This is a genomic window from Natronosalvus halobius (assembly GCF_024138145.1).
Lineage (GTDB): Archaea > Halobacteriota > Halobacteria > Halobacteriales > Natrialbaceae > Natronosalvus > Natronosalvus halobius.
The window spans coordinates 1,102,975-1,126,470 of sequence record NZ_CP099997.1 but is presented as its reverse complement, the minus strand read 5'-3'; the positions used below and the strand labels follow the sequence as shown (position 1 = coordinate 1,126,470).

Sequence of the window (23,496 nt, the reverse complement as noted above, 5' to 3'; positions counted from 1 at the left end):
GCGGGGTGGCGTATAACTACTCGGGTCGCGGCGGTGGAGAGACGCTGGGCGTGCTAACCACGGCCTGCTTCCCTTAGAGGGCCGCCTGGTCGACCCGCTCGAGCCCCCACTGGAGCAGCAGGTACGCCCCGAGACCGGCCACAACGTAGCCGGCGAACAGGAGCCAGGTCGTCGTCGTCTCGCTCCCGATGGCCAGTTTCGCGACCGTGTTCGCGGGATGTTCCGGCAGCAAACTCGTGACGACCAGGAGGCCGACGATGCCCGCCGAGTAGAGCAACTGTGCCTGTCGTCGGTCCGGGGCGTACAGCGCCACACCCATACCGAGGGCGACGATGAGTAACGCCAACGCGGCGACGAAGACGATCAAGGCCGCTGGGTTGGCGATCGCCGTCCCGTTGAACGCGAGCAAGAGGAGCCAGGCGAGTCCCTGCAGCGGGGCCAGGCTGGCCGTCGCGACGAGTTTCGCGTCGATCACGTCGGGGAACGACAGCGGCGCCACCCGGAGCAACTCTAACGTGCCACGCTGGCGCTCCTCGATCAGCGAGTCGACGGCGATCGAGCCGCTGATGAACACCGGCAGGAACAACAGGAGCGGCACCAGGATGGTGTAGGTGAACCCGAAGTACGGCGTCGCGCTCGTCGAGGGCACGGACAGGGGTGGCGACTCGAGGCGGTCGGCGTTCGCCTGCCGTTCCTCGAACTCCACCGTGCGGAACGTCTCCTGGAGTTCCGAGATCAACAGCGTCGTCCCGATCCCCTCGTCGGGTGCCGTGACCACGATCGCGAGCCGGCCGTCGTCCAGGCGGTTGGTTTCGACGACGGCGGCGACGGCTCGTCGGTCGAAGTCGGCGTAAGCGGCCCCGCGGTCGTCGTAGAGTCGCGGTTCGATGGCCTCTCGATGGTGGACGGCCTCGAGTAGCGCGTCCCTGTCGTCGCCGGTGAGCGCGACAGTCATCTCCTGGCCCTCGACCGCGCCGGGGTCGTACAGCGAGACGAGGCCGACGACCAGGAAGCCCGAGAAGCCGGCGATGACCAGCTGGATGGCCAGCGCGAGCACGATGGTCTTCTCAGAGCGCAGGGAGCGCCACTCGCGGCGGACGATGGCGAGTCGGGCGTGCAGGGTCGAGTCATCCTCACCCGCCCGAAGCTCACGCGACAAGCGCGATCACCCCGAGGTTGTAGACCGCGTGAACGAGCGTCGCAGCAGTCAGGCCGAGTGCGTACGCGGTCCGGCCTCGGCTGGCACCGATCGCCCCAATGATCGCCGTCACGACGTGCAACGCCAGGGGTGCGAGGAAGACGGCGACCACCACGGCAACGGGGGCACCAGAGAGTGACGGACCGAAGGCGGCCTGTCCCTCGAGCAGGTCGGGAAGCCCGACGAACTGGGCGGCGTGGGTGAGTTTTTCGCCCAGGAAGAAGCCCAATCCCGAGAGCGCGCCGAGGACGACCGCCGTTCGGACGGACGATTCGAACCGCGAGTGGGCGTAGCCCGCGTAGACGTGGAGGCTCTTCGCGAGTTCCTCCAGGAGCGCGGCGACGACGAAGACCACCGGGAGCGACACCGTCTGCGGTAGCGCGAAGACGAGCGCAACGGTGAGCAACTGGCCGGCGAAAACGAACGGGATGAAGACGACCGGCATCACGAGCACGCTGGCGTACCCCCGGACGTGCGCGGCGACGGCGTCGACCGCCTTCGATGGGATCGGCTTCTGAGTGAACATGTCCTCCTCTCGGTAGCTCCCGAGACCCAGTCCGAAGAGGACGAGCGCGCCGAGAGTCAGCGGCGACGTCGAGAAGAGGTACTCACCGAAGCGGACGCTCTCACCCTGGAGGTCCAGGACGACGAGCGTCAGCGGCGAGATGAGCGAGATCGGCGTGACGTTCGTGAAGATCGCCGGCACGAACGCGTAGGTCGTCAGCACCACCGAAACCGTCACCGTGACGAACGTGAGTTCCTTGAACGAGCGGGCGAACATCGCCCCGACGAACGTGGCCGCGAGGAAGGCGAGCGCGATGGGGACGACGGCGGCGACCGACAGCCAGCTCCCCTCGATCACGTGCGCGATTACGACGACGATTCCAAGGAGTGCCAGCAGGTACGGGAGCGTCTTCCCGGCGACGATCTCGTATCGCGAGGCGGGCGAGACCAGCAACAGTTCGCCGCGGCGCTTGATCCGCTCGTCCATGATCGTGCTCCCGTAGGACTGAATCACGACGTTCATCGGGACGACGAACAGGAACGCGAGCACGAGCGATCGGAAGGGAAACGGCGGCGTGATCGATCCCGGTGTCTGTGGCTGGCTCGGCTCTTCGATCGAGCCGCCGCCGAACTCCGGCACGCTGATGCCCGAGCCAGATCCGTCGCTCGAGTCCGCGGGAGCACCGCTGTTACCGTCGCTCGAGCCGTCGGCACCCGTTCCGTCGCCGCCGTCAGTCGAACCAGCACCGGATCCGGTCGATCCGCCATCGCTCGAGTCGCTCCTGTCGCTCCTGTCGCTCGTCGAATCAGGGCCGGATCGCTGCTGGTAGGTCAGGATAACGGAGACGGGAAACGCGGCGCTTCGATCGTTCTCCGCGTACATTCGCTCCTCGTTCTGCGCCTCGACGGCGTCGGCAAACGCGGCGTAGGCGGCCCTCTCTTTCGAGGTCCGTGCCCTGTCAGGATCGATGACGTCGCCGCGGTATACGTGCACGTCGGCGTCGGTGCCCGGTTCGACGGTCGTGAACGTCGGATTCTCGACCGCGACCGCGTGGTACAGGCTCTCTTCGTCGACGGCTACGGTGTAGAGTCCGTCCTCGAGACCCACACCCTCGTCCACGGTCGCGAAACCCACTGCACCGACGACGAGGGCGAGCACGAGGACGATCAGAATCGTCTTCCGGTCGACCGTGCCGGCGCTCCGGGAGACTTCCCAGCGGGCGATTCGGGCGGTTCGGCGGACGAAGCCGCGAACGGCGTCCGTTCTGGACGTCGAATCGGTCGAATCAACTGAGTTGGCGGCCTGGGCGTCACTCGAGTCGGGGCCAGCCGTCACGCAGCCGCCTCCCCGGCCACGTCGAGAAAGATTTCCTCGAGACTCGGCGTCTTCGTCTGAATGTCGGTGACGGAGCCGCCGGCCGCCTCCACGGCGTCGCGGACGGCGTCGACGCCATCGAGGTCTCGAACCACGTATCGAAGATCCCCGTTCTCGCGACCGATCTCGGCTACCGGGGCGGCGATCGCGTCGCTTCCCACCACGTCGTCCCCCTCGGTGGAGACGAAGACGTGGTAACTAGTCCCACCGTAAGTCGAGCGGATGTCCTCGATGCTTCCGCGAGCGACGATCTCGCCCTCGGCCATGATGACGAGGCGATCACAGACGCTCTCGACGTGAAAGAGGTTGTGTGCACTGAAGACGACCGTCTTCCCCTCCTCGCTGAGTTCCCGCGTAAACTCCAGGATGGCGTTCGTCGTCAGGGGATCGAGTCCGGAGGCGGGTTCGTCGAAGATGAGCACGTCGGGGTCGTTGACCAGCGCGCGTGCGATGGCGACCTTGCGCTTCATCCCCTTCGACATATTGCCCAGTTCTCGATCACGGTGCTCGAGGTCGAGGCGGTCCAGGAGGGCGGTGATGCGCTCGCTCGCCACGTCATCTGGAACGTCGTAGAGGTCGGCGAAGAACTCGAGGTAGGAGAGGGGCGTCATCTCCTCGTACAGCGGTGACTCCTCGGGGAGGAAGCCGAGACGGCGCTGCATCGCCGAGGAACCGGCGGGGTGTCCAGCCACCACTGCGGTTCCGCCAGTCGGTTCGATCAGTCCGGCGAGCATCTTCAGCGTCGTGGTCTTGCCGGCGCCATTGTGACCGACGACGCCGAACACCTCGCCCCGATCGATCGAGAACGAACTGCCTTCGACGGCGACGAAACTGCCGTACTCCTTGCGTAGATCCGCAACGTCAATCATTCAATTGCATCGATAGAAGGAGACCCCGCAGAAAAGGCTAGCGGCCGGTCGAAATTCGAGTGAGCGCAAACTGTGCAGCGCGAGGGCGTCCCATGCGGCGGTTAGCCCTCCCCCCATCCCTACACTTATCCTTAGCCCTACACCTATCCCAACTCTATCCCTGCCCCTGCCGATTCGGCGCACCGAATCGCACCACGACCGCGAACAGGGCTGCCGACCCACACAGCAGGCCGAACAGGAGCACTCGAGGAGTAACCCGGTCAAACCCGGCGGTGGCGAGTTCGACGGCGGAAGCGAGTCCGATCGTTCCTACGGCCCCGACGACGACCCACTCGAGGACAGTACCATCGACTCGAGCGTCCAGGCGAGCGAGTAGCGCGAATCCGTCGCTCCGAGGGTCGTCGACGTCGGGCACGCGGAGGCGACGCGTTATCCCGTCCCCGTCTCCGTCTTCGGCTCGGACGGCCTCGATCCCTCGTCGGTACGACGCGAGGATCGCGCCGACCAGGACGCCGACGAAGACCGCCTGGCCGACTGGCACGGACGGCACCACCAGGGCGAACAGCCCCAGCGCCAGCGGCGGCGCGGCGCCGACGGCGACCGTCTCCAGGACGTCGACGAGCGGCAACGACTCCGCTCGAGGGACCGTCTCCCCGGAAGCCGCCGAGGTCTCGCCGGAAGCTTCGCCTCGTCGGTCGCTCACGTTGCTCGGGGATTGTCCCCGTTACGTCGAAAAGCTTTCTTCCGGGACCGTTCGCGAAGCTCGAGTCCGTCGAACCCGGCTACGGTGGTCGCTCGAGGGAGAATCGTTCGTCGGTCTTCGTGTACCAGCTCCCGGCCAATCGTCCGACGGCGTCGACGTTCGCTACGTCGATTTTCCCATCGGTCGTCACCTCCTCGTCGAGGTGTACGTAGCGAACGTCGCCGAGGACGAGCGTGGACCCACCAACATCGAGCAGGTCTCTGCGGGTGCACTCGAGGGCAACCTTCGAATCCGCGACTCTCGGTGGTGCGACGACCGTCGACTCGGCGCGCTCGAGACCGGCGTGCTCGAACTCGCTGTCGCCGGCCTCGAGGGTGGCGCTGGTTTCGTTCATCGCTTCCGCGAGGTCCTCGGTCACGAGGTTGACGACGAACTCGCCGGTGTCGCGAACGTTCCGCGGCGTGTCCTTGGGGCCGTCCGGACCGTCGACCGGCGCGAAGACGACGACTGGTGGCTCGACCGAGGCGACGGTGAAGAAGCTGTAGGGGGCGAGGTTGTCGACGCCGGCTTCGCTTCGGGTGCTGACCCACGCAATCGGGCGCGGGACGACCGCACTCGAGAGGACTCGATAGAGCGACCCCTCCCGTTCGTCGACGTCGATTTCGATCGCGTCGGTTGACGTCGTGGAATCGATCACTGTTGATCAGCGCCTCCGCCGCAGCTCTCGTTTCGCGGATCGACGAAAGTACTTCCAGGAACGTCTTCGCAAAACGTCTTCGTAGTTTCAACGTCGGTACAGCTGTTAGTGACATGGTGCAGTTCCGTCGTCGGTGGCTCGGTTGGGCCGGCTATCATCGTTAGTGATTGCCTCGTGTTATCTGGTACGATACCGAACTGCTATAGGCTTTCGAGACGAAGAGAAACCAGATACCTACGATGTCATCTGACTCCACTCCACTCGAGGTCGAGCGCGCTGATACGTCCACTGACGGCGACGTCGCCGTCGGATCCGAACCCGAGGACTCGCCCTGCCCCGTCATCGATTCGATCGAGCAGATCGGCTCCCAGTGGCGACTCGCCGTCCTCCACGAACTCCAGAAGGGCGAGTACCGCTTCAACGAACTCAAGCGCGCGACCGACGCGAACGCCAGGACGCTCTCGCGGGTGCTCGAGGACCTGGGCGAACTCGGGTTCGTCGACCGGCGGATCGAGGAGGACGCGCCGATCGCAACCTACTACAGTTTGACCCCGAAGGGGCGGTCGCTCGAGCCGGTCTTCGACGAAATCGAGTGCTGGGCAGGCAGCTGGCTCGAGGAGTCCACGTCTGAGGACGAGTAGCGACTACAAGGACCGCAACGTCGACTGAAAGCTGCCGGACGCGAGACGAGTCACTCCCCCCAAAATCGGTGTCTTCGAAGTGTTCGTTGGCCAGGTCCCCGATCAAGTCCGTGACCTCGTCAGCCGTCTCGTCGTTCAGGTCGTCGGTGTCGAAGTTTTCTAACTGGGGATCGTCCAAGGCCTCGGTCGTCGTTTCCGTCTGGTCTGTCCTCTCGCCGATCATCGACGAACTACGACACGAGTCGGCGATCGAGTCGGTCACGAGCGCTGACGAAATGATTGATGGCGCCACGAGTGGGAGACGTGCGGTACGCACAAAGACGAACGATGACTTATCACGCACTATTCGACCCATGGTAGCTCCCGGACGCGTCGCCGCGATTCACTTCACCGGCCGCATCGCCGAGGGGGACGCCGTAGGCGAGGTCTTCGACACGACCGACGTCGACGTCGCCCTCGAGGAGGGCATCTACCACGACCATCGCGACTACAAGCCACTCGAGGTCAGGGTCGGCGAGGGGAAGATCCTCCCGGGCATCGACCGTGCGCTCCGGGAGATGGCCGTCGGCGAGCAACGAACCGTCGAACTCGAACCCGAGGAGGCGTTCGGGGCTTACAGCGAAGAGCGCGTGCTCGAGGTGCCAGCTGAAACGCTGGCATCTGATCCGTCCGATCTCGAGCCCGGGACGCTGGTCCGGGACGACAACGGCCGAACCGGGTGGATACAGGCGGTCGAGGACGACGGACGCGCCGTCGTGGACTTCAATCACGAACTCGCCGGGACAACCATCGAGTGCGACCTCCACGTGCTGGCGGTGAGCGACGATTCGACGGAAGCGACGGACGAACTCCTCGCTGACGAGCGCTCGCTCTCGAGGTCGAAGGAGGTCGATGCGGACGAGGCGGGTGCTGACGAGACGAACGCGAACGAGGCAGCCGAGGAAAAGGCGGATTGACGCTTCGACCTCGAGATCCGTTCACTCCTCGACGGTCACCGTCACCCCGTGCGGTTCGTAGGCGTTACAGGCGTACCCGTCCTGATTCCACGGGAACTGCTCGTCGGAGATGGCCTCGAGTCCCGCCTCGGGATCGGATATTGGACCGAACTGCGTGTACCCGTTCTCGTCCGTCGCTCGCGAGTAGAGGACGTGCTCGCCCGATTCGGCCTCCCAGAGGTAGCGGAACTGTCGCCAGCCGCCGGGGCCGAGATCGGGGCCGAAGAACTCCGCTTCCTCCCAGCTCTCGCCACCGTCGGTGGAAACTTCCACGGACTCGACGTGGTCGTCGCCGGCCCAGGCAACCCCGAGCACCTCGACGCTGCCGTCCTGGGCGCGCGGCGACACCGTCGATTCCTCGCCGGGATAGCCGATGATCGACTTGACGACCTGGTCGTAGATGTACGGGAGGTGGTCGAGTTCCCCGTTCGCGGCCGCTTCCATCTGTGCCCAGGTGTCGAACTCGTCGATCGTCTCGTTGTGCTCGGCCTCCTCGCCCTCGGGGATGATCCGGTAGGAGTTCTGCTGCCAGTGGAGGTACTGCTCCCACTCCTCGCCGATCATCATCATGTCCATGACCTCGAGTTCGCGGAGCCACTTGACGTTGTTATTCCCCATCCATCCGGGGACGAGGAGCCGAACGGGGTGGCCGTGTTCGGCCGTCAACGGTTCTCCGTCCATCTCGTAGGCGAGTAGGCAGTCGTCCATCACCTTCTGCATCGGGATGGAGCGCGCGAAGATTCGCTCGCCCTCCGGGTGATCCCCGCCAGCGGCCATCAGCCACTTCCCGTCGCTCGTGTCCGCGCCGTGGGCCTCGAGGATCTCGCTCACCGGCGCACCGGTCCAGATGGTGTTACCGACCGCGCCGAAGGTCCAGGGGTTGCCCGCCACCTCGGGGTCGAAGTAGGATCGACCGTTGCCCGAACACTGCATCGTGTGGGCCACCGACTCGGTCGAGTACTCGCGCTCGAGGGCTTCCATCGAGAGCGAGACGGTCTCCTCGCCCAACCTGAGTTCGATCTCCCACTCCTCGGCGTCGATCTGGGGCGACAGGTAGTGATTCCGGATGTAGTGTTCCTCCTTCGGCGTGAGGTAACTCGTGTAGGTCTCGCGGGCCGCCGCCTCCGCGTTCTCCGGATCCGGTGAGTAGATGCGCAATCCTGGATAGTGCTCCTCCAGGTACTCGGACGTCCCCTGTTCGGGTCCGCCGTCGCCCTCACCCTCGTCGGACCCCGATTCCTCTTGCTCCTGTCTCGCTACCGCCGACCCGGTTACGCTCAGTCCCGCGAGTGCGCCCGATGCCATCATGAACTTTCGCCGATCGAGCAACCGCCGTCGTCGTCGTTCGGTCTCGCCCGACTGCTCGTCCCCGCCGCTCGTTGACTGTCTCTGCATGACAAACCCACTCACACCACAGGTGGCGATATAGCTAACATAATTCTGCCGCATCGTTCCCCGCTCGATAAAACGTCTACCGATCACTCCAATAGAGAATCGTGCGGATTGACCGGCTCTCGGCCCCTCGAGTCCGGAACGAAACGTCGCTCGAGGTCGAGAAAACGGCTAGTCGTCGGCCGCTTCGCTCGACTCGTCGTCACCGTCGCTACACGGTTCGACCTCGATCGTGCCGACCATCTCCTCGTCGTGGATCGCACAGACGTACTCGTACTGCCCGACGGCGACGAAGCGATGGTCGAATGTCTCTCCGCTTTCGCGGGTGGCCTCGTGGTCGATGTCGTCGGCTTCGCCCTCTCCGCCTCCGTTTTTGCCCTCGTCGGCCGAGAGGTCGTAGGAGGCGAACGGCTCGGCTCCCTCCGACACCGACGCGTTGTCGGACGCGTCCGGGTGGGCGGTCACGTTGTGTCCCTCCTCCTCGAACGTCCAGCGGACGACATCGCCGGCCTCGAGCGAGACCGATTCCGGTTCGAACGCGAGCTCGCCGTCCGGCGCGACGGTGACGGTCGCGTCCGGTTCGTCCAGGACCTCCACGGTACCGATCATCTCCTGGTCGTGGATCGTGCAGACGTACTCGTACGCTCCGGGGGTTTCGAACGCGTGAGCGAACGTTTCGTCGGCCTCGCGGGTGGCCTCGTGGTCGATCTCGGAACCCTCGTTCTCGGCCTCGTTCTGGCCGTCTTCTTCACCCACGTCTTCGCCTTCACCCTCGTCTTCGCCTACGCCTTCATCGTCGTCCTCGCCGCTCGAGAGATCGTAGGAGGCGAACGGCTCGGCCCCCTCCGGCACCGACGTATTGTCGGAGGCGTCCGGGTGTGCGGTCACGTTGTGCCCCTCCTCCTCGAACTGCCACTCCACCGTGTCCCCGAGCCCGATCTCGAGCGCGTCGGGTTCGAATCGGCGGTCGCCGTCGGGGTCGACGGTGATCGTTTCGTCCGCGCACGCGTCGACCTGCACGGTACCGACCATCGTGTTCTCGTGGGGGACGCAGACGTACTCGTACTCGCCGGGGGTGGTGAAGACGTGGCGGTACGTACTCCCCTCCGGAACGACCGAGAAGTGGGCGTCACCCTCGTAGGAGGCGAACGGCTCCGCGTTCGGCGGGTTTCGATTCTTTTCCGACGCCCCGGGAAGGGAGGTGACGTTGTGGCCCGCGCTGGCGAACGTCCACTCGACCGCCTCCCCGAGACCGATGTCGACGTCCTCGGGTTCGAACCGCCAGGCGCCGTCGGGGCCGGCGACGACCTGCGTCACGGCGGGGTCGTCGCTCGAGTCGTCTTCGCCGTCGAGTCCGTCCCCTTCGTCGCCGTCTCCCTCGTCATCGGCTTCGGATTCGACGTCCGTTCCATCGCCGTTTCCCTCGTCCTGGAATCGATTGCCGTCAGTTCCGCCGACCTCGCCGGCCAGGGCCGCGGTCAGGGTGACGCCCGTTCCGAGGTGGCGCAGAAAGCGCCGTCGGGTGTTCGCGTCGCTCATGTGAATCCAGTCCACTACATGGGAGCGCCGACAAAGATGCTATTCCACGAACGCGTGACTGACAGGGTCTCGTGAACGAATTCGGCGGATAGCTCTTTTCCAACTAGAGGCCGGTCACTCGAGCACGTCGAACGCCACCGCCAGGTCGAGCGGCCAGTAGACGAACCGGTACCGGCCGGCTGGGAGCCCCGGGCAGACCTCGAGTCCGGAGTACAGCTCCTGGACGGCCGCCTCAGTGAGTTCGATCTCCCAGTCGAAGCCCTCGCCGGGTCGGTGTATGATGCCCTCATCCGTGTATCCGATGCCGTGTTCGGAACGGTGGCCCCGGACCTCCTGCCAGCCAGCCTCGGTCTGGACCTCGAGCGAGAATTTCCGGTCGTTGCCGGTACCCTGCTCGACGCTGGTGAGGTTTCTCATCGTGATGGACACCGACTCGCCGCGAGCGACCTCGAGCGAGTCGACGCGCATGGCGAACGCATCCGCGTCGCCCCAACGAACCGACTGCGCGGACGAGAGGCGCTGGAAGTCGTCGTCCGAGCACTCGAGCGGTTTCGGAATCGTCGCCGGATCGCCGTCAGGCTCGACGCCACCCTCGAGTCCGACCGGGTCGATGACACGCTCGTGAGCCGCCTCGACGGTTTCGGTGTTTCCCCAGCCGTCGGTGAGTGTGACGACGGCGTTGTGGAGCCATACCCCGTCGCCGTCGAACGAGACGCGCGTGAGCGAGGACGGGTAGGCCAACGCCTCTCCACAGCCGCCGTCGCTCGAGTCGACGACCTTCGCCGTCGCCGTGATCGCGCTCTCCTGGGCGTCGAATCTCACGTCGTCGATCTCGATGCTGTCGTGACAGATCGTCGGGCCACCGGATTCGAGGAGCACGAGCACCTCCGTCTCGAAGTCGGTCTCTTCGAGGAACGGGTCCACAGTTTCGGCGGTTCGGTTCGTCGCGACGGCGTCCAGTCGCTCGAGGACGTCGGGATCAGTGAGGAGCGCGACGGTGCCGACCCCGTCGGCGGCCCACAGCGGTTCGTCGGTTCGGGGCTCGAGTGCGATGGTCTCGACGGCAGTGATTTCGGGACTCGAACCAGTGTCGTCGTGATTCGAGTCGTCGGTGCCGTTGGTGCTGTTAGTCCCGTCACCGTCGCTCGGGTCGTCCTCATCGTCTCCGTCACCGGGGTTCGAGCCGGTCGGACTGGCGTCGAGACAGCCGGCGACGGCGAGCCCGACACCGAGTGCGCCCGAGCGAAGAATCGTTCGCCTGGAGGGATCCATACGCGATACTCTCGCTGGAGACGATAAGTGCTCTCTGGAAGGTCAAACAACGATTTCACCGTTGCTTCGGGGACGAACGCGACAAAATCGGTAAGAACTACGGACTCCAGCCGGCTACTCCGCCGGATCGAGTTCGACCTGCTCGAGCGAGCGATTCAGGTGACAGACCTCGTGTGGCGGATCGCCGAACAGTTGCTGGATCCGGTACTCGCGGTCGAACTCGACACCGTCGGGTTCGCAGTAGGCGTGGCTCGGACAGTCGATGTACGGACAGGGGCCGCTCAGGCTCGCCTTGCTCCCGCTGAACGCGCCCTTCGAGGGGACGTTCGCCGCGACGGTCGCCGGTTCGACCTCGACGGCGCGGACGCCTTCGTCGTGCATCGCACACTCGAGCGTCTGGGCGTTCTCTCGCACGTCGGTGACGCGGTAGCGGCGGCCGACCTCGAGGTTGAGACACTGGCTCCGGTAGGGACAGCCGGCGCAGCCGTCGGCCTCGCCCTCGTAGACGAACTCGGTGCCGGGGTCGGCGAGACGCGTCCCGAGAAGGGTCACGGTGGTCATTGGTAGTATCCTTCGAACCGCGACCGGTTAAGCCTCACGTCACTCGCTCGAGTCTGCTCCAGCGGCTCGCTGGTCGATGTCGTCGAGGTGGGGCGACGTGGTCAACCGCACCGCTCAGTCGGCTCCAGCACGTTCGAGGTAGTCCTGGGCCGCGATTCGGATCACGTCCTCGGGGCCCTCGACGCAATCGCGTCTGAGCGCCGGGTACCGGCCCTCGAGTCGGTCCGCGATCAGGCCGTCGATGGCGGCGACCTCCTGGACGGTCATTCCCTCGAGTTCCATCGAGAGGATGCTCGCGACGGCGCTGCTGACGGCGCAACTCTCGCTCTCGAAGGCGATGGCCTCGATGGTGCCGTCGGGAGCGACGTCGACGTGGAACTCCCCGTCGTCGCCACAGGAGGTCTCCTCGGAGGACTTGACGAGGTCGGGGTTCTCGAGACCGCCCGCGTTCCGGGGGTCGCAGTGGTGGTCGTAGAGAACGTCGTGGTACCGGTCGGATTGCAGGTAGGCGTCTAACTTCGCGCGGGCGTCGTCGATCGCCTCGAGCAAGGCGTCGACCTCCTCGCGCGTGTTGTAGACGTAGAACGACGCCCGGACCGAACCAGGAATGTTGAGGGCGTCGTGCAGCGGCTGGGTGCAGTGGTCGCCCGCCCGGACGGCGATCCCGCGGTCGTTCAGGAGCGACGAGAGGTCGTGGCCGTGGACGCCGTCGACGTTGAACGCGACCAGGCCGGATCGCTCCTCGCCCGCGGGCGGCCCGTAGGTCGTCACGTCCTCGCGCGCCTCGAGTCGCTCGAGCGCGTACTGAGCGAGGTCGTTCTCGTGGGCGGCAATCGCGTCCATCCCGATCTCCTCGAGATAGTCTGCCGCGGCCGCGAGCGCGATCCCCTCCGCGATGGGCGGGGTGCCCGCCTCGAACTTCCAGGGGAGTTCGTTCCAGGTCGAGTGCTCGAAGGTGACGTGACGGATCATCTCGCCGCCGAAGAGGAATGGTTCCATCTCCTCGAGAATCTCTCGCTTACCGTAGAGTGCACCGATGCCCGTCGGTCCAGCCATCTTGTGGCCCGAGAAGGCGAAGAAGTCCGCCCCCATCGCTTCGACGTCGATGGGTCGGTTCGGTGCGGACTGGGCGCCGTCGACGACGACGTAGGCGTCGTGCTCGTGGGCCATCTCGGCCAACTTGGCGACCGGGTTGATCGTCCCGAGGACGTTCGAGACGTGGACGACCGAGACGACCGCGGTGTCCGGACCGATGAGTTCGTTGGCGTGCTCGAGGTCGAGGTGGCCGTCGTCGGTCACCCGGACGAAGTCGATGTCGGCACCGGTCTTCTTCGCGACCTGTTGCCAGGTCACGACCGAGGCGTGGTGTTCCATCTCCGTCGTCACGACCTGGTCGCCGGGCCCCAGTTCGTTGAGCCCCAGGCCGTAGGCGACGAGGTTGATACTCTCGGTAGCCCCCTTCGTGAAGATGAGTTCCTCACGCCCGCCGCTGGCGCCGACGAACTCGGCCAGTCTGTCGTGGGCCTGTTCGTAGGCGATCGAAGCCTCGTGGCTCAGCGTGTGAATCCCGCGGTGAACGTTCGCGTTGTACGTCGAGAAGTACTCCTCGAACACGTCGTAGACCTGACGCGGCGTCTGGGTCGTCGCCGCGTTGTCCAGGTAGACGAGGTCCTGTCCGTCGACGTCGCGCTCGAGGATTGGGAAGTCCGATCGTACAGAATCGGTCATATCTCGTGATTACCTCCATTGATTAAAGTAGTTGCGACGGCGTCGAAATACGCATCGTTCGAGATGGGTACAGAATACGTGGGCACCAAGACGAAAGTACGCGGGTGCCGAGACGAAACCCACATTACCCGGACGCACGACAGTACCAACGAACGAACAGTGACGCGCGTCTGCCTCGTCGGCTCGCCCGACGTCTCACTCCAGTACGAACTCCTCTCTCGAGAGACGTCTCGGGAGGCCCTGTCCACGTACGACCTGGCTCGCCCCTTCGAGAACTCGCTGTCAGTTCGGACAGTGAGCCTCGGGGCCGCCGTCTCGCTGTGTAACGACCTCCAGTGGTACCTCGTCCGGTTCGTCGACGAGGTCTTGATCCAGGAACCGAGCGTGAGCGACGACGAGTGGCTCTCTCGCGACCTCGCCGTCGCCCTTCGAAACGGCGACCTCCAGCCCGCGGAGACCGGCGAGCACCTGAAGATATTCGGGCTCGAGCGAGCCGAAGCGCCGGGGCTCGAGACTTCGACGGGTGACGGCGGGAAGCCCGACGATCGACAGCGTGCGACCGACACACGAAACGACGAACCCGGCGGCGGAGACGAACGAGCGACCGACGACGACTCGATTTCCGGGCCCGCACAGGCGACGACGCGTCTGGCCGGCAACGGAGCCGAGCCAGGCGGCCCGCCGAAACTCGTCGAACCGCTCTACGTCCGCCGAACGGACGGGGAGATGCCCACGTACGACCTCAGGGACGTCGAGGAGACACTGATCGTGCGACTCACCGAATCCGAATTTTCGCCATAGCTCGAGCTTATCCGTCGCTCGAGCGGATCTCGTCGGCTCGTCGATTCATCGATTCGTCGGCTCGTCGGTTCGTCGGCTCGTCGGTTCGTCGGCTCGTCGGTTCGTTGTGGAGACCCACAACGACCAAACCTTCACTACTCTGCTCGAGAAACACGCTCCATGGTCATCTCGACCGAGCCAGCGTGGAAGGAACTCGTCGACGGACTCGGACGGGAGTATCAGGACGCGGTCGTGTACGGCGATCTCGAGCAGGAAACGATCCTGCACGAAGGGGACGTTCGACTGCTGGCGAACGGATGGGTCGAACTTCCCACTGGTAGACTCCTCTCCCCAGACGCAGTCCATCACATCGACACATAGGTCGCCCGTCGAGACGGACGCCTCGAGGGCAAGCGAGAAATACGCGCGCAACGACGTTCGTGGTGCCAACCCGGCAGAAATCGGAACCGTCAGTCGAACAGCCCCGTCGAGAGGTACCGTTCCCCGTTGTCCCAGAAGACGGTGACGACCAGCGGGCAGTCGTTTTCCGTCTGACCGCCGTCGGTTCGGGTCTGGGTCGCCGGCGTGAGCGGCCCGTCGAACGCGTCGGGGAGTTCCGGACACTCGAGATCGGGATCGGCCACCTCGTGAGCCACTTTCTGTGAGACCAGACTCGTCGCACCGCTCGACTGTCCGACGAGGACCCCTTCCTCACGAGCCAGGCGGCGACACTCGTCCTCGGCGTTCTCGAGAGCGACAGTCTCCACGCGATCGATCAGGTCGGTGTCGAGGTTGTCGCTGACGAATCCTGGACCCATGCCCTGGAACTCGTCGTTTCCGGCCACCCCCGTCGAGAGCACGGCGTTGCGCTCGGGCTCGACGGCGACGATGTCCACGTCGGGGAACTCCTCGCGGAGTCGGCGGCCGACGCCAGAGAGCGTCCCGCCGGTGCCGACGCCGGCGACGAAGACGTCGACCGTGCGCTCGCCGACCTGGTCGACGATCTCCTCTCCGGTCGTCCGGTAGTGTGCCTCGGGGTTCGCCGCGTTCTCGAATTGCCCCAACTGGACGGCGCCTTCGGCCTCGAGTTCGTCGGCACGCTCGCGAGCGTCGGTCATGTCGCCCTCGACGAGTTCGAGGTCGGCCCCGTAGGCGGCCATGATCCGGCGCCGTTCCTCGGACTTCGAGGCTGGCATCACGATCGTGAGGTCGTAGTCACGGGCCGCCGCGACGAGCGCAAGGCCGATGCCCGTGTTGCCGCTGGTCGGTTCGACAATGCGGTCGCCCGGCTCGAGCCGTCCATCGCGTTCGGCGGCCCGGACCATTGCGAGCGCGGGGCGATCTTTGGCCGACCCGCCGGGGTTGAACGACTCGATCTTGGCGGCAACCGTCGCCCCCTCGGGCGAGTCGACCTGGACCAGCGGTGACCCGATCGTGTCCAGGATACTGCCTTTCATTGTCCATCGGTAGGGACTCGATCGGTAAACCCGTAGCGGACCCCGGCAGGACGTGCCGGTGACGAAATAGAACGGGATGCCACGAACCAATCCGTTAAGCCGTTCGCGTCGAAACTATCTCGCGTGACGCTCGAGACGATGCGACCGAACCCGACCTGGGACAGCGCCGCCTACGAGGACACCGTTTCCACGCTCGCGGCCCACCGTGAGGACTTGACGTACCTCGTCTGGGGTGGCGACTGGTGTAAGGACTGTCGAGCGCTCCTGCCCGACTTCGCGGCGGCGCTCGAGGCCGCCGAAATTCCGGACGGCCGGATCGAAGAACTCGCCGTCGACACGGACAAGCAGGGGCCGAAGGTCGACGAGTACGATGTCGAGTACATTCCGACGGTCGTCGTGCTCGACGACGACGGGACCGAAGTTACCCGGTTCGTCGAGAGCGAGTCGCTTCCCCCATCGGTGTACCTCGCAGAACAGCTCGAAAGTGCACTCGAGACGGCCTGAGACGCTACCAGACACGAGACGGTCTGAGACGCTATCAGAAAGACACGAGACAGCCTATCGCAAAGAAATCGCAGCGACGTCACCCGATCCGCATTGTGGGCAGGAGTGGTGGGGTTGGCTCAGTGACGTCCCGCATCGACGGCACTCGTGGTAGAGAGACGACTGGCGATGACTGTCCCAGGTTCGCCTGATCCAGTTTGCCGCGAGAGTAGTCAGTGTCATGAGGGCATTCGTCCAGCAGTCGCGGGTCGGTCGGTAAATACTTTGTGAACATTCGCCCATCAAAAATAGTAGTCATAGACACACGTATGAAAATGTTCGTCTTTTATATACAAGCTATAAGATATCGTGAGAATATCCGATAGAACGAAAGTAAGAAAGTGACGATCGAGCGACGATGACGACTGACTCACCCTCCGGACCCGGGTCGCGACGTGGTCAGTTTTCGGGATCCCCCAGTAGCCACTCGAGCGCCTCGCCGACGTCGTGGCTGGGCGGCGAGCAGGTCCGCTGGCGGCACGCGTAGAGCGTGGGTTCGCCGTCTCTCGCCTCGCGTCCGGCCCAGATCGGCGGTACCTCCGAGCGGTCGAGGGCGTCGAGCCAGGCCTCGAGTCCGTCGTCGGTCGGCGGTCGCCTGGCGAGTAGTCGGTCCGGGAGGAACGTCGACCCGATTTCGTTCCGCCAGTCCCGCGGAATCTCGTCCGCGGCGACCGTCAACTCGAGCGAACCGGTCGCGAGTCGATCAGCCGCGAGCACGAGCGAGGTGTACTCGAGCGGGCTCGAGCGCATCCGGCTGGCGTGAGTCTCGAGGACCGCTTCCGCGACGTCACCGAACGACTCGGTGGCAATGTGCTCGAGCGCGAGCAGCGTCTCGACGGCAACCCCGGTCGACGAGGGCGTCGAGGCGTCAGTGAGTTCCTGGGGCCGCGCGACCAGCGACTCCCCGCTCGAGGGGGTGAAGTACAGCGTCTCGCGCTCGCCGTCCCAGAACTCGGATTCGATCGTTCGAGCCAGTTCGAGAGTGAACGACAGGTGCTCGAGGTCGCCCGTCGCCTCGTAACACGTGAGTGCCCCCCGGGCGAGAAAGGCGTAGTCCTCCAGGTAGCCGTCGATGCCGACCTCTCCGTCCTCGTACCGCCGGTTCAGGGTGCCGCCGTCGGCGTCCCACAGGTGCTCGCGAACGAACGCCAGCGCCTCGGTGGCCGCCTCGGCATAAGCGTCGTCGCCGAGGACGATCGCCGCCTCCGCGAACGCGGCGATCATCAGGCCGTTCCAACCGGCGAGCACCTTCTCGTCCCGATTCGGCCGCGATCGCTCCTCGCGAGCCTCGAACAACCGATCGCGGGCGGCCTCGAGAACCGCGTCGACCGTCGACGGTTCGAGGTCGTACTCGCCGACCAGGTCCGATCGCGAGGCCGAGATCGTGAGCACCGTCTTGCCCTCGAAGTTACCGCCGGACGTCACGCCGTACCGGTCACAGACCAGGTCGACGACGGTCTCGTCGTTCAGGTCGATTTCCTCCGAACGATCGGGACCCGAGAGCGCGTCCCGAATCTCGTCGGGCGTCCAGACGTAGAACGCGCCCTCCTCGCGCTCACCCGCCTCGGTCTCGCTCTGGGCGTCGAGCGTGCTGAAGAAGCCCCCGTCCTCGTGGGTCAGTTCCCGTTCGACGAACGCGAGGGTCCGCCTGGCCACGTCCGCGTAGCGCTCGTCGCCGACAGCCTGGTACCCCGCCAGGTAGGCTCGCGTCAGTTCGGCGTTGTCGTAGAGCATCTTCTCGAAGTGAGGCACCGTCCACTCCCGGTCGACGCAGTAGCGGTGGAAGCCGTCGCCGACGTGATCGTACAGGCCACCGCCCGCCATCGCGTCGAGGGTCCTGACCGTCGCCTCGAGGTACTGCCCCTGGCCCGTGCGGTCGGCCGCCCGGAGCAAGAGGTGGAGCCGCGCGGGCTGGGGGAACTTCGGTCCACTCGAGCCCCAGCCGCCGTGTCGTTCGTCGACGCCGCGGAGGGCCGTCCCGGCGGCCGACTCGAGCAACTCGCTGCCCGGCGTCTCGACTCCCTCCGGAGGTTCGGGCGTGGCCTCGAGCTGGTCGCTTGCGGCGGCCGTCCACTGATCCGCCCGATTTTTCATCTCCTCGCGGTCGACCTCCCAGGAGTGAGCAATGTTCTCGAGAAGGTCCTGGAAGCCGGGCATCCCGCGCTGGGGTTCTTTCGGGAAGTAGGTCCCGACGTAGAACGGGCGGCCGTCGGGGGTGAGCCACGCCGACAGCGGCCACCCGCCGCGGCCGGTGACCTGCTGGCAGACGGTCATGTAGATGCTGTCGACATCCGGGCGTTCCTCGCGGTCGACCTTGATCGGGACGAAGTGTTCGTTGAGCAACTCGGCGACGCCGTCGTCCTCGAAGCTTTCGTCAGCCATGACGTGACACCAGTGACATGCCGAGTAGCCGATCGAGAGGAATATCGGGATGTCGTGCTCCTTCGCCGTCTCGAGGGCCTGCTCGTCCCACGGCTGCCAGTTAACCGGATTGTCCGCGTGCTGGCGCAGGTAGGGACTGGCTGTGTCCTGGAGGCGGTTGCGCTCGGTGGGTGTGCTCATTGCCGTCGTCTACGCGCGGGCGCTGTAAAAGCACGGCGTCCCGCTCGAGCCTGCGGATTCGGGACCCGCGAAGATCACTGCGAAAAGATGCTTCTGTGTCCGTCGAGCGGAGCGTGCTCGGACTTACTCCGTCAGCAGACGACGCAGCACGAGGTGGAGCACGCCGCCGTTCTCGATGTACTTCACCGCGGCGGGCGTGCCGACCTGTGCGGTCACGGTGAATTTGGTCGTCTTGCCGTCTTCTGCCTCGGCGATAACCGTAAGTTCCTGATTGGGCTCGAGGCCGTCCTCCAGCCCCCGGATCTCGAAGTACTCCGAGCCGTCGAGACCGAGTTCCTTCCAGCCCTCGCCCTCGGCGAACTGGAGCGGCAGGACGCCCATGCCGATGAGGTTGTCGCGGTAGATCCGCTCGTAGCTCTCGCCGATGGTCGCGCGGATGCCGAGCAGGTCAGTGCCTTTGGCGGCCCAGTCGCGGCTCGAGCCGGTGCCAAGTTCGATGCCGGCCATCACGACGAGCGGGGTGTCCTCCTCGCGGTAGCGCTCGGATGCCTCGAAGACGGTCACCTCTTCGTCGGTGGGGTGGTGGATGGTGTATCCCCCTTCCTTCCCGTCGAGCATCTCGTTCTGGATGCGGACGTTCGCGAACGTCCCGCGCATCATAACCTCGTGGTTGCCGCGGCGCGAGCCGTAGGTGTTGAACTCGTAGGGTTCGACGCCCTGGGCGGCCAGCCACCGCCCCGCCGGGAGGGCCTCGCTGAACGGCCCCGCGGGGCTGATGTGGTCGGTCGTCACGGTGTCGCCGAGCATCATGAGCCCGCGCGCGCCCTCGATGTCCTCGACGCCTGGCTCCTCGAGCGGGAAGTCCTGGAAGAACGGCGGCTCGCGGATGTACGTCGAGTCGTTGTCCCACTCGTAGACGTCCCCCGTGGGGGCTTCGAGGGCTTCCCAGCGCTCGTCGCCCTCGAAGATGCTCGCGTACTTTGACTCGAACATCTCGGGGGAGACGCTGTCGTGAATCGTCTGTCGAATCTCCTCCGGGTCCGGCCAGACGTCCTCGAGGTAGATTTCCTCGCCCTCGGCGTTCGTGCCGATGGGTTCCTCCTCGAGGTCGATGTCCATCTTACCAGCGAGACCGTAGGCGACCACGAGCGGCGGGCTAGCGAGATAGTTCGCGCGAATCTTCGGGTGGATACGGGCCTCGAAGTTGCGGTTCCCGGAGAGGACGCTGGTCGTCCAGAGGTCGTACTCGTCTATGGCGGCCTCGATCGGCTCGGCGAGCGGGCCGGCGTTTCCGATACAGGTCGTACAGCCGTAGCCGACGACGTGGTAGCCCAGTTCCTCCAGGTCGTCGAGCAAATTTGCCTGCTCGAGGTACTCCGTGACGACCTTACTCCCGGGCGCGAGGCTGGTCTTGACGTACTCGGGTACATCGAGGCCGGCCTCGACGGCGTTGCGCGCGAGCAGGCCTGCGGCGACCATCACGGAGGGGTTCGAGGTGTTCGTACAGCTGGTGATCGCGCTCACGAGCACGGAACCGTGGCCAATCTCGACCTCGGTGCCGTCCTCGAGGGTGACGGGGACCTTCTCGTCGAGGTCGGGTTGACGGGGTTCGCTGACGAGGCCGCCGTCGCTCTCCGCCACACCACTGTCGATTACACCCTCCTCCTCGAGCAACGTCGGGAAGTGCTCGTCCAGGTCACCCATCGGGATGCGGGCGTGGGGCTTCTTGTGACCCGCGAGGCTGGGCTCGACCTCGCCGAGATCGAATTCGACGACTTCGGTGAACTCGGGGTCCTGATCGCCGAAGAGACCCTGGGCCTCGAGGTACTCCTTCACCAACGCGATGTGATCGTCGTCGCGACCGGTGAGCTCGAGGTAGTCCAGCGTCTTCTCGTCGACGGGGAACATGGAGATGGTCGAACCCTGCTCGGGCGCCATGTTCGAGATGGTCGCCCGGTCGGCGACCGAGAGCTGGGAGACGCCGGGGCCGAAGAACTCGACGAATTTGTCGACGACGCCGACCTGGCGGAGCTTCTCGGTGATGTGGAGGACGAGGTCGGTCGCCGTCGCGCCCTCGGGGAGTTCACCGGAGAGGCGGACGCCGACGACGTCGGGCAGGGTCATCGTGATCGGCTGGCCGAGCAACGCGGCTTCGGCCTCGATACCGCCGACGCCCCAGCCAACGACGCCGATGCCGCCGATCATGGGCGTGTGACTGTCCGTGCCGACGAGGGTGTCGGGCAGGAGCCACTGCTCCCCCTCGACCTCGCGGTCGTGGACGACCTGACCCAGGTACTCGAGATTGACCTGGTGGACGATGCCGGTTCCTGGCGGCACCACGTTGAAGTCGTCGAAGGCCTGTTCGGCCCACTTGATCGCACGGTAGCGCTCCTCGTTGCGCTCGTACTCGAGTTCGACGTTCTGTTCGTAGGCGTCCTCGCTTCCGAAGTAGTCGACCTGGACGCTGTGGTCGATCACGAGGTCGCAGGGGACGTCGGGTTCGACGATGGTGGGGTCCTCGCCTGCGCGATCCGCTGCGGAGCGCAGGGCAGCGAGGTCGACCACGGCGGGGACACCGGTCAAGTCCTGCAGGACGACCCGGGAGGGACTGAACGGCACCTCGGCGTCGGGTACGTCAGGTTGCCAGGATGCGGCGTTTCGGACGTCGTCTTCGGTAACCATCTCGCCGTCGACGTTGCGGAGCACTGACTCGAGCAGTACGCGAATGCTGACGGGCAGACTCGAGAGGTCACAGAGTCCTTCCTCCTCGAGCACGGTGAGGTCGGCAAATTTGTACGTTTCTCCGTCTCGCTCGAGTTCGCGAATCGCCCCGAACGGGTCGGCTGTGGAATCGTTCGTCATCGATATTGGTTAAACTGAGGAAATGGGCGGGTGTGAACCTATCGATATCCCGGTGCAAATCTTGCCGAACATGCTCGAAAAGCACTCGTAATGCCGACGATTCGTCGGAAACGAGTATCGCTTCTCTCGACGGCGACGTGAACTTCGCACCACTCGAAGCGGCGCGTACCCTCAGCGTACGAATCCACGACCTGGACGGCGATTTAGGACTGCCTGACGTACTCCAGGAAGGAGAAGCCGTCGCGGTCGTCGCGCTCGACCTCGGTCCACGCCTCCCGATCCCACTCCGGAAAGGAGGTGTCGCCCTCGGGGCGGTCCCGAATTTCGGTGACGACGAGCCGATCGATCGCGGGTAGGAACTGCTCGTAGACGGTTGCGCCTCCCGCGACGAACGCCCGGTCGGTGCCGTCGTGGCGGTCTTCGGCCGCGCGCTCGGCTGCCTCGAGCGCAGTCTCGAGGTCGTGGGCGACGACGACGTTTTCGGGCGTCTCGAGGTCGCGGCTCGTGAGGACGATGGAGGTCCGCCCTGGCAGGGGCTCGCCCAGTCCCTCGAGGATTCCCTCGTAGGTCACGCGACCCATGATGACCGGGTGGCCCGTGGTCCGGTGCTTGAAGTGAGCCAGGTCCTCGGGGACGTGCCAGGGCATCTCGCCGTCGCGGCCGATGATCCCGTTCTCGGCCACGGCGACGATGCCCACGAGTTCGAGGTCGGTCTCGAGGGCCGAGTCGGAATCAGGCGACGAACCCGTCATTCGGCGACCGCGAACCGAAGCCCGTCGTGGGACTCGTAGTCGACCAGTTCGACGTCGTCGGCCGAGAGTTCGTCGATCGTCACGTCCGCGAGTTGCAGCCGCGGGCGCTCGAGCGGCTCGCGCGTGCACTGGCGAAGCAGGTTGGGGACGTGATCGTACCGTTCCTCGCCCTCGGCTTCGTCCGGGGCTTCTTCGAGGAGCCACTCGCGGACATCGGCGTAGTCCTTGCGGTTCTCTTGGAGGTCGATCTCGGCCAGCCGATCCTGCAGCGCCTCTCGATTGTCCGCATACCACGCGCCGCGCTCGCCGGTCCCACAGTAGACGTGGGCGTCGACGATGGTGTGTCCGAAGGTGCCCGCCTCGAGGCCCGTCTGCTGGGCAACGAGTTTCGTCAGGAGCGCGTAGGCGGCGATGTTGAACGGAATCCCGAGGGCCACGTCGCCCGAGCGCTGGGTGAGGTGGCAGTTGAGTCGGTCGTCCTGGACGTTGAAGACGAATGAGTAGTGACAGGGCGGCAGGGTCGAGACGGCGGCGTTCGCGGGGTGCCAGGCGTTGACGACCAACCGGCGAGAGTTCGGATTATCGGAGAGCTGGTCGATCACGTACTGGAGCTGGTCGAAGGTCTGGCGGCCGTCGGCCTCACGAGTGACCCACTGGCTTCCGGCGGGCTCTCCGCTGGTGACGTCGTCGGGGGCGGCGTCCGCCCAGGATTCTCCCTCGAGCCGACTCTCGTCGTCGGGAATCGGAAATCGGCGCCAGAAGCGACCGTAGGCCGTGTCGAGTTGGCCCTCATCGTCTGCCCACGCGTCCCAGATCTTCGTCTCCTCGCGCAGGTCGCGGATGTGCTCCTCGCCGGAGAGGTACCAGCACATCTCGTGGATCATCGAGTTCCAGCGGTAGCCGTCCATCTGCTTGGTCGTCAGGAGCGGGTAGCCCACGGCGAGATCGATTTCGTAGTGCTGACTGAACGAGGAGATGGTGTCGACGCCGGTTCGGTTGGGTTTGTACGCTCCTCCTGAGAGCACCGAATCGACGAGCTCGAGGTACTGTTGCATGAGACTGGGTT

20 protein-coding genes are annotated in these 23,496 nt (G+C 65.3%); 5 read left to right on the top strand and 15 right to left on the bottom strand.

Annotation, left to right across the window (positions count from 1 at the left end; genetic code table 11):
* Positions 1–73 precede the first annotated feature (73 nt).
* From NGM15_RS05445 to NGM15_RS05425, 5 genes are all read right to left on the bottom strand, one after another.
* Positions 74–1,159, bottom strand: a complete 1,086-nt coding sequence (locus tag NGM15_RS05445; protein ID WP_253436303.1) for an ABC transporter permease — start codon at positions 1,157–1,159, stop codon at positions 74–76.
* The gene (locus tag NGM15_RS05440) at positions 1,149–3,038 is read right to left on the bottom strand and encodes an ABC transporter permease subunit (RefSeq protein ID WP_253436300.1); all 1,890 of its coding nucleotides are present in this window, start codon (positions 3,036–3,038) and stop codon (positions 1,149–1,151) included. Before NGM15_RS05440 ends, NGM15_RS05445 begins: the two co-directional genes overlap by 11 nt.
* Positions 3,035–3,946 carry an ABC transporter ATP-binding protein gene (locus NGM15_RS05435; RefSeq protein WP_253436297.1) on the bottom strand — a complete coding sequence of 304 codons (912 nt, stop codon included), beginning with the start codon at positions 3,944–3,946 and terminating at the stop codon, positions 3,035–3,037. The genes NGM15_RS05440 and NGM15_RS05435 overlap by 4 nt, the downstream gene beginning before the upstream one ends.
* Before the next feature lie 154 nt (positions 3,947–4,100).
* The gene (locus NGM15_RS05430; protein ID WP_253436294.1) at positions 4,101–4,649 is read right to left on the bottom strand and encodes a hypothetical protein; all 549 of its coding nucleotides are present in this window, start codon (positions 4,647–4,649) and stop codon (positions 4,101–4,103) included.
* A gap of 79 nt (positions 4,650–4,728) precedes the next feature.
* Positions 4,729–5,346: a flavin reductase family protein gene (locus tag NGM15_RS05425; RefSeq protein ID WP_253436291.1), complete on the bottom strand. Its 618-nt coding sequence runs from the start codon at positions 5,344–5,346 to the stop codon at positions 4,729–4,731.
* Between the two features lie 239 nt (positions 5,347–5,585).
* Between NGM15_RS05425 and NGM15_RS05420 the strand changes: the two genes are divergently transcribed.
* Complete coding sequence (locus NGM15_RS05420) at positions 5,586–5,987, top strand: winged helix-turn-helix transcriptional regulator (protein ID WP_253436289.1); 402 nt, start codon at positions 5,586–5,588, stop codon at positions 5,985–5,987.
* Positions 5,988–6,340: 353 nt separating this feature from the next.
* Positions 6,341–6,943, top strand: coding sequence for an FKBP-type peptidyl-prolyl cis-trans isomerase (locus NGM15_RS05415; RefSeq protein WP_253436286.1), 603 nt, complete (start codon positions 6,341–6,343; stop codon positions 6,941–6,943).
* A 21-nt stretch (positions 6,944–6,964) separates the two neighbouring features.
* Here NGM15_RS05415 and NGM15_RS05410 read toward each other — a convergent pair whose 3' ends face one another.
* The 5 genes from NGM15_RS05410 to NGM15_RS05385 form a co-directional block, all read right to left on the bottom strand.
* Positions 6,965–8,377 carry a sulfite oxidase gene (locus tag NGM15_RS05410; RefSeq protein WP_253436284.1) on the bottom strand — a complete coding sequence of 471 codons (1,413 nt, stop codon included), beginning with the start codon at positions 8,375–8,377 and terminating at the stop codon, positions 6,965–6,967.
* A 168-nt stretch (positions 8,378–8,545) separates the two neighbouring features.
* Positions 8,546–9,913: a cupredoxin domain-containing protein gene (locus tag NGM15_RS05405; RefSeq protein ID WP_253436281.1), complete on the bottom strand. Its 1,368-nt coding sequence runs from the start codon at positions 9,911–9,913 to the stop codon at positions 8,546–8,548.
* A gap of 114 nt (positions 9,914–10,027) precedes the next feature.
* Positions 10,028–11,185: a hypothetical protein gene (locus NGM15_RS05400; RefSeq protein WP_253436280.1), complete on the bottom strand. Its 1,158-nt coding sequence runs from the start codon at positions 11,183–11,185 to the stop codon at positions 10,028–10,030.
* A 114-nt stretch (positions 11,186–11,299) separates the two neighbouring features.
* Positions 11,300–11,746: a UPF0179 family protein gene (locus tag NGM15_RS05395; RefSeq protein WP_253436277.1), complete on the bottom strand. Its 447-nt coding sequence runs from the start codon at positions 11,744–11,746 to the stop codon at positions 11,300–11,302.
* Positions 11,747–11,860: 114 nt separating this feature from the next.
* The gene (locus tag NGM15_RS05385; RefSeq protein ID WP_425494468.1) at positions 11,861–13,474 is read right to left on the bottom strand and encodes a SufS family cysteine desulfurase; all 1,614 of its coding nucleotides are present in this window, start codon (positions 13,472–13,474) and stop codon (positions 11,861–11,863) included.
* A 159-nt stretch (positions 13,475–13,633) separates the two neighbouring features.
* On the opposite strand from NGM15_RS05385, the gene NGM15_RS05380 reads away from it, so the two are divergent.
* Positions 13,634–14,275: a DUF5804 family protein gene (locus NGM15_RS05380; RefSeq protein WP_253438254.1), complete on the top strand. Its 642-nt coding sequence runs from the start codon at positions 13,634–13,636 to the stop codon at positions 14,273–14,275.
* A gap of 159 nt (positions 14,276–14,434) precedes the next feature.
* A complete protein-coding gene (locus NGM15_RS05375; RefSeq protein ID WP_253436274.1) occupies positions 14,435–14,635 on the top strand; it encodes a hypothetical protein in 201 nt (66 codons plus the stop codon).
* Between the two features lie 89 nt (positions 14,636–14,724).
* On the opposite strand, the gene NGM15_RS05370 is transcribed toward NGM15_RS05375, so the two are convergent.
* A complete protein-coding gene (locus NGM15_RS05370; protein WP_253436271.1) occupies positions 14,725–15,711 on the bottom strand; it encodes a PLP-dependent cysteine synthase family protein in 987 nt (328 codons plus the stop codon).
* A gap of 123 nt (positions 15,712–15,834) precedes the next feature.
* On the opposite strand from NGM15_RS05370, the gene NGM15_RS05365 reads away from it, so the two are divergent.
* The gene (locus NGM15_RS05365) at positions 15,835–16,215 is read left to right on the top strand and encodes a TlpA family protein disulfide reductase (protein WP_253436268.1); all 381 of its coding nucleotides are present in this window, start codon (positions 15,835–15,837) and stop codon (positions 16,213–16,215) included.
* Positions 16,216–16,653: 438 nt separating this feature from the next.
* On the opposite strand, the gene NGM15_RS05360 is transcribed toward NGM15_RS05365, so the two are convergent.
* From NGM15_RS05360 to thyA, 4 genes are all read right to left on the bottom strand, one after another.
* On the bottom strand, positions 16,654–18,816 hold the full coding sequence (locus NGM15_RS05360) for a thioredoxin domain-containing protein (protein ID WP_253436266.1): 2,163 nt from the start codon (positions 18,814–18,816) through the stop codon (positions 16,654–16,656).
* A 123-nt stretch (positions 18,817–18,939) separates the two neighbouring features.
* The gene (gene acnA, locus NGM15_RS05355; protein WP_253436263.1) at positions 18,940–21,678 is read right to left on the bottom strand and encodes an aconitate hydratase AcnA; all 2,739 of its coding nucleotides are present in this window, start codon (positions 21,676–21,678) and stop codon (positions 18,940–18,942) included.
* Positions 21,679–21,881: 203 nt separating this feature from the next.
* Complete coding sequence (locus NGM15_RS05350) at positions 21,882–22,430, bottom strand: dihydrofolate reductase (RefSeq protein ID WP_253436260.1); 549 nt, start codon at positions 22,428–22,430, stop codon at positions 21,882–21,884.
* Positions 22,427–23,485, bottom strand: a complete 1,059-nt coding sequence (gene thyA, locus NGM15_RS05345; RefSeq protein ID WP_253436257.1) for a thymidylate synthase — start codon at positions 23,483–23,485, stop codon at positions 22,427–22,429. The genes NGM15_RS05350 and thyA overlap by 4 nt, the downstream gene beginning before the upstream one ends.
* Positions 23,486–23,496: the final 11 nt, after the last annotated feature.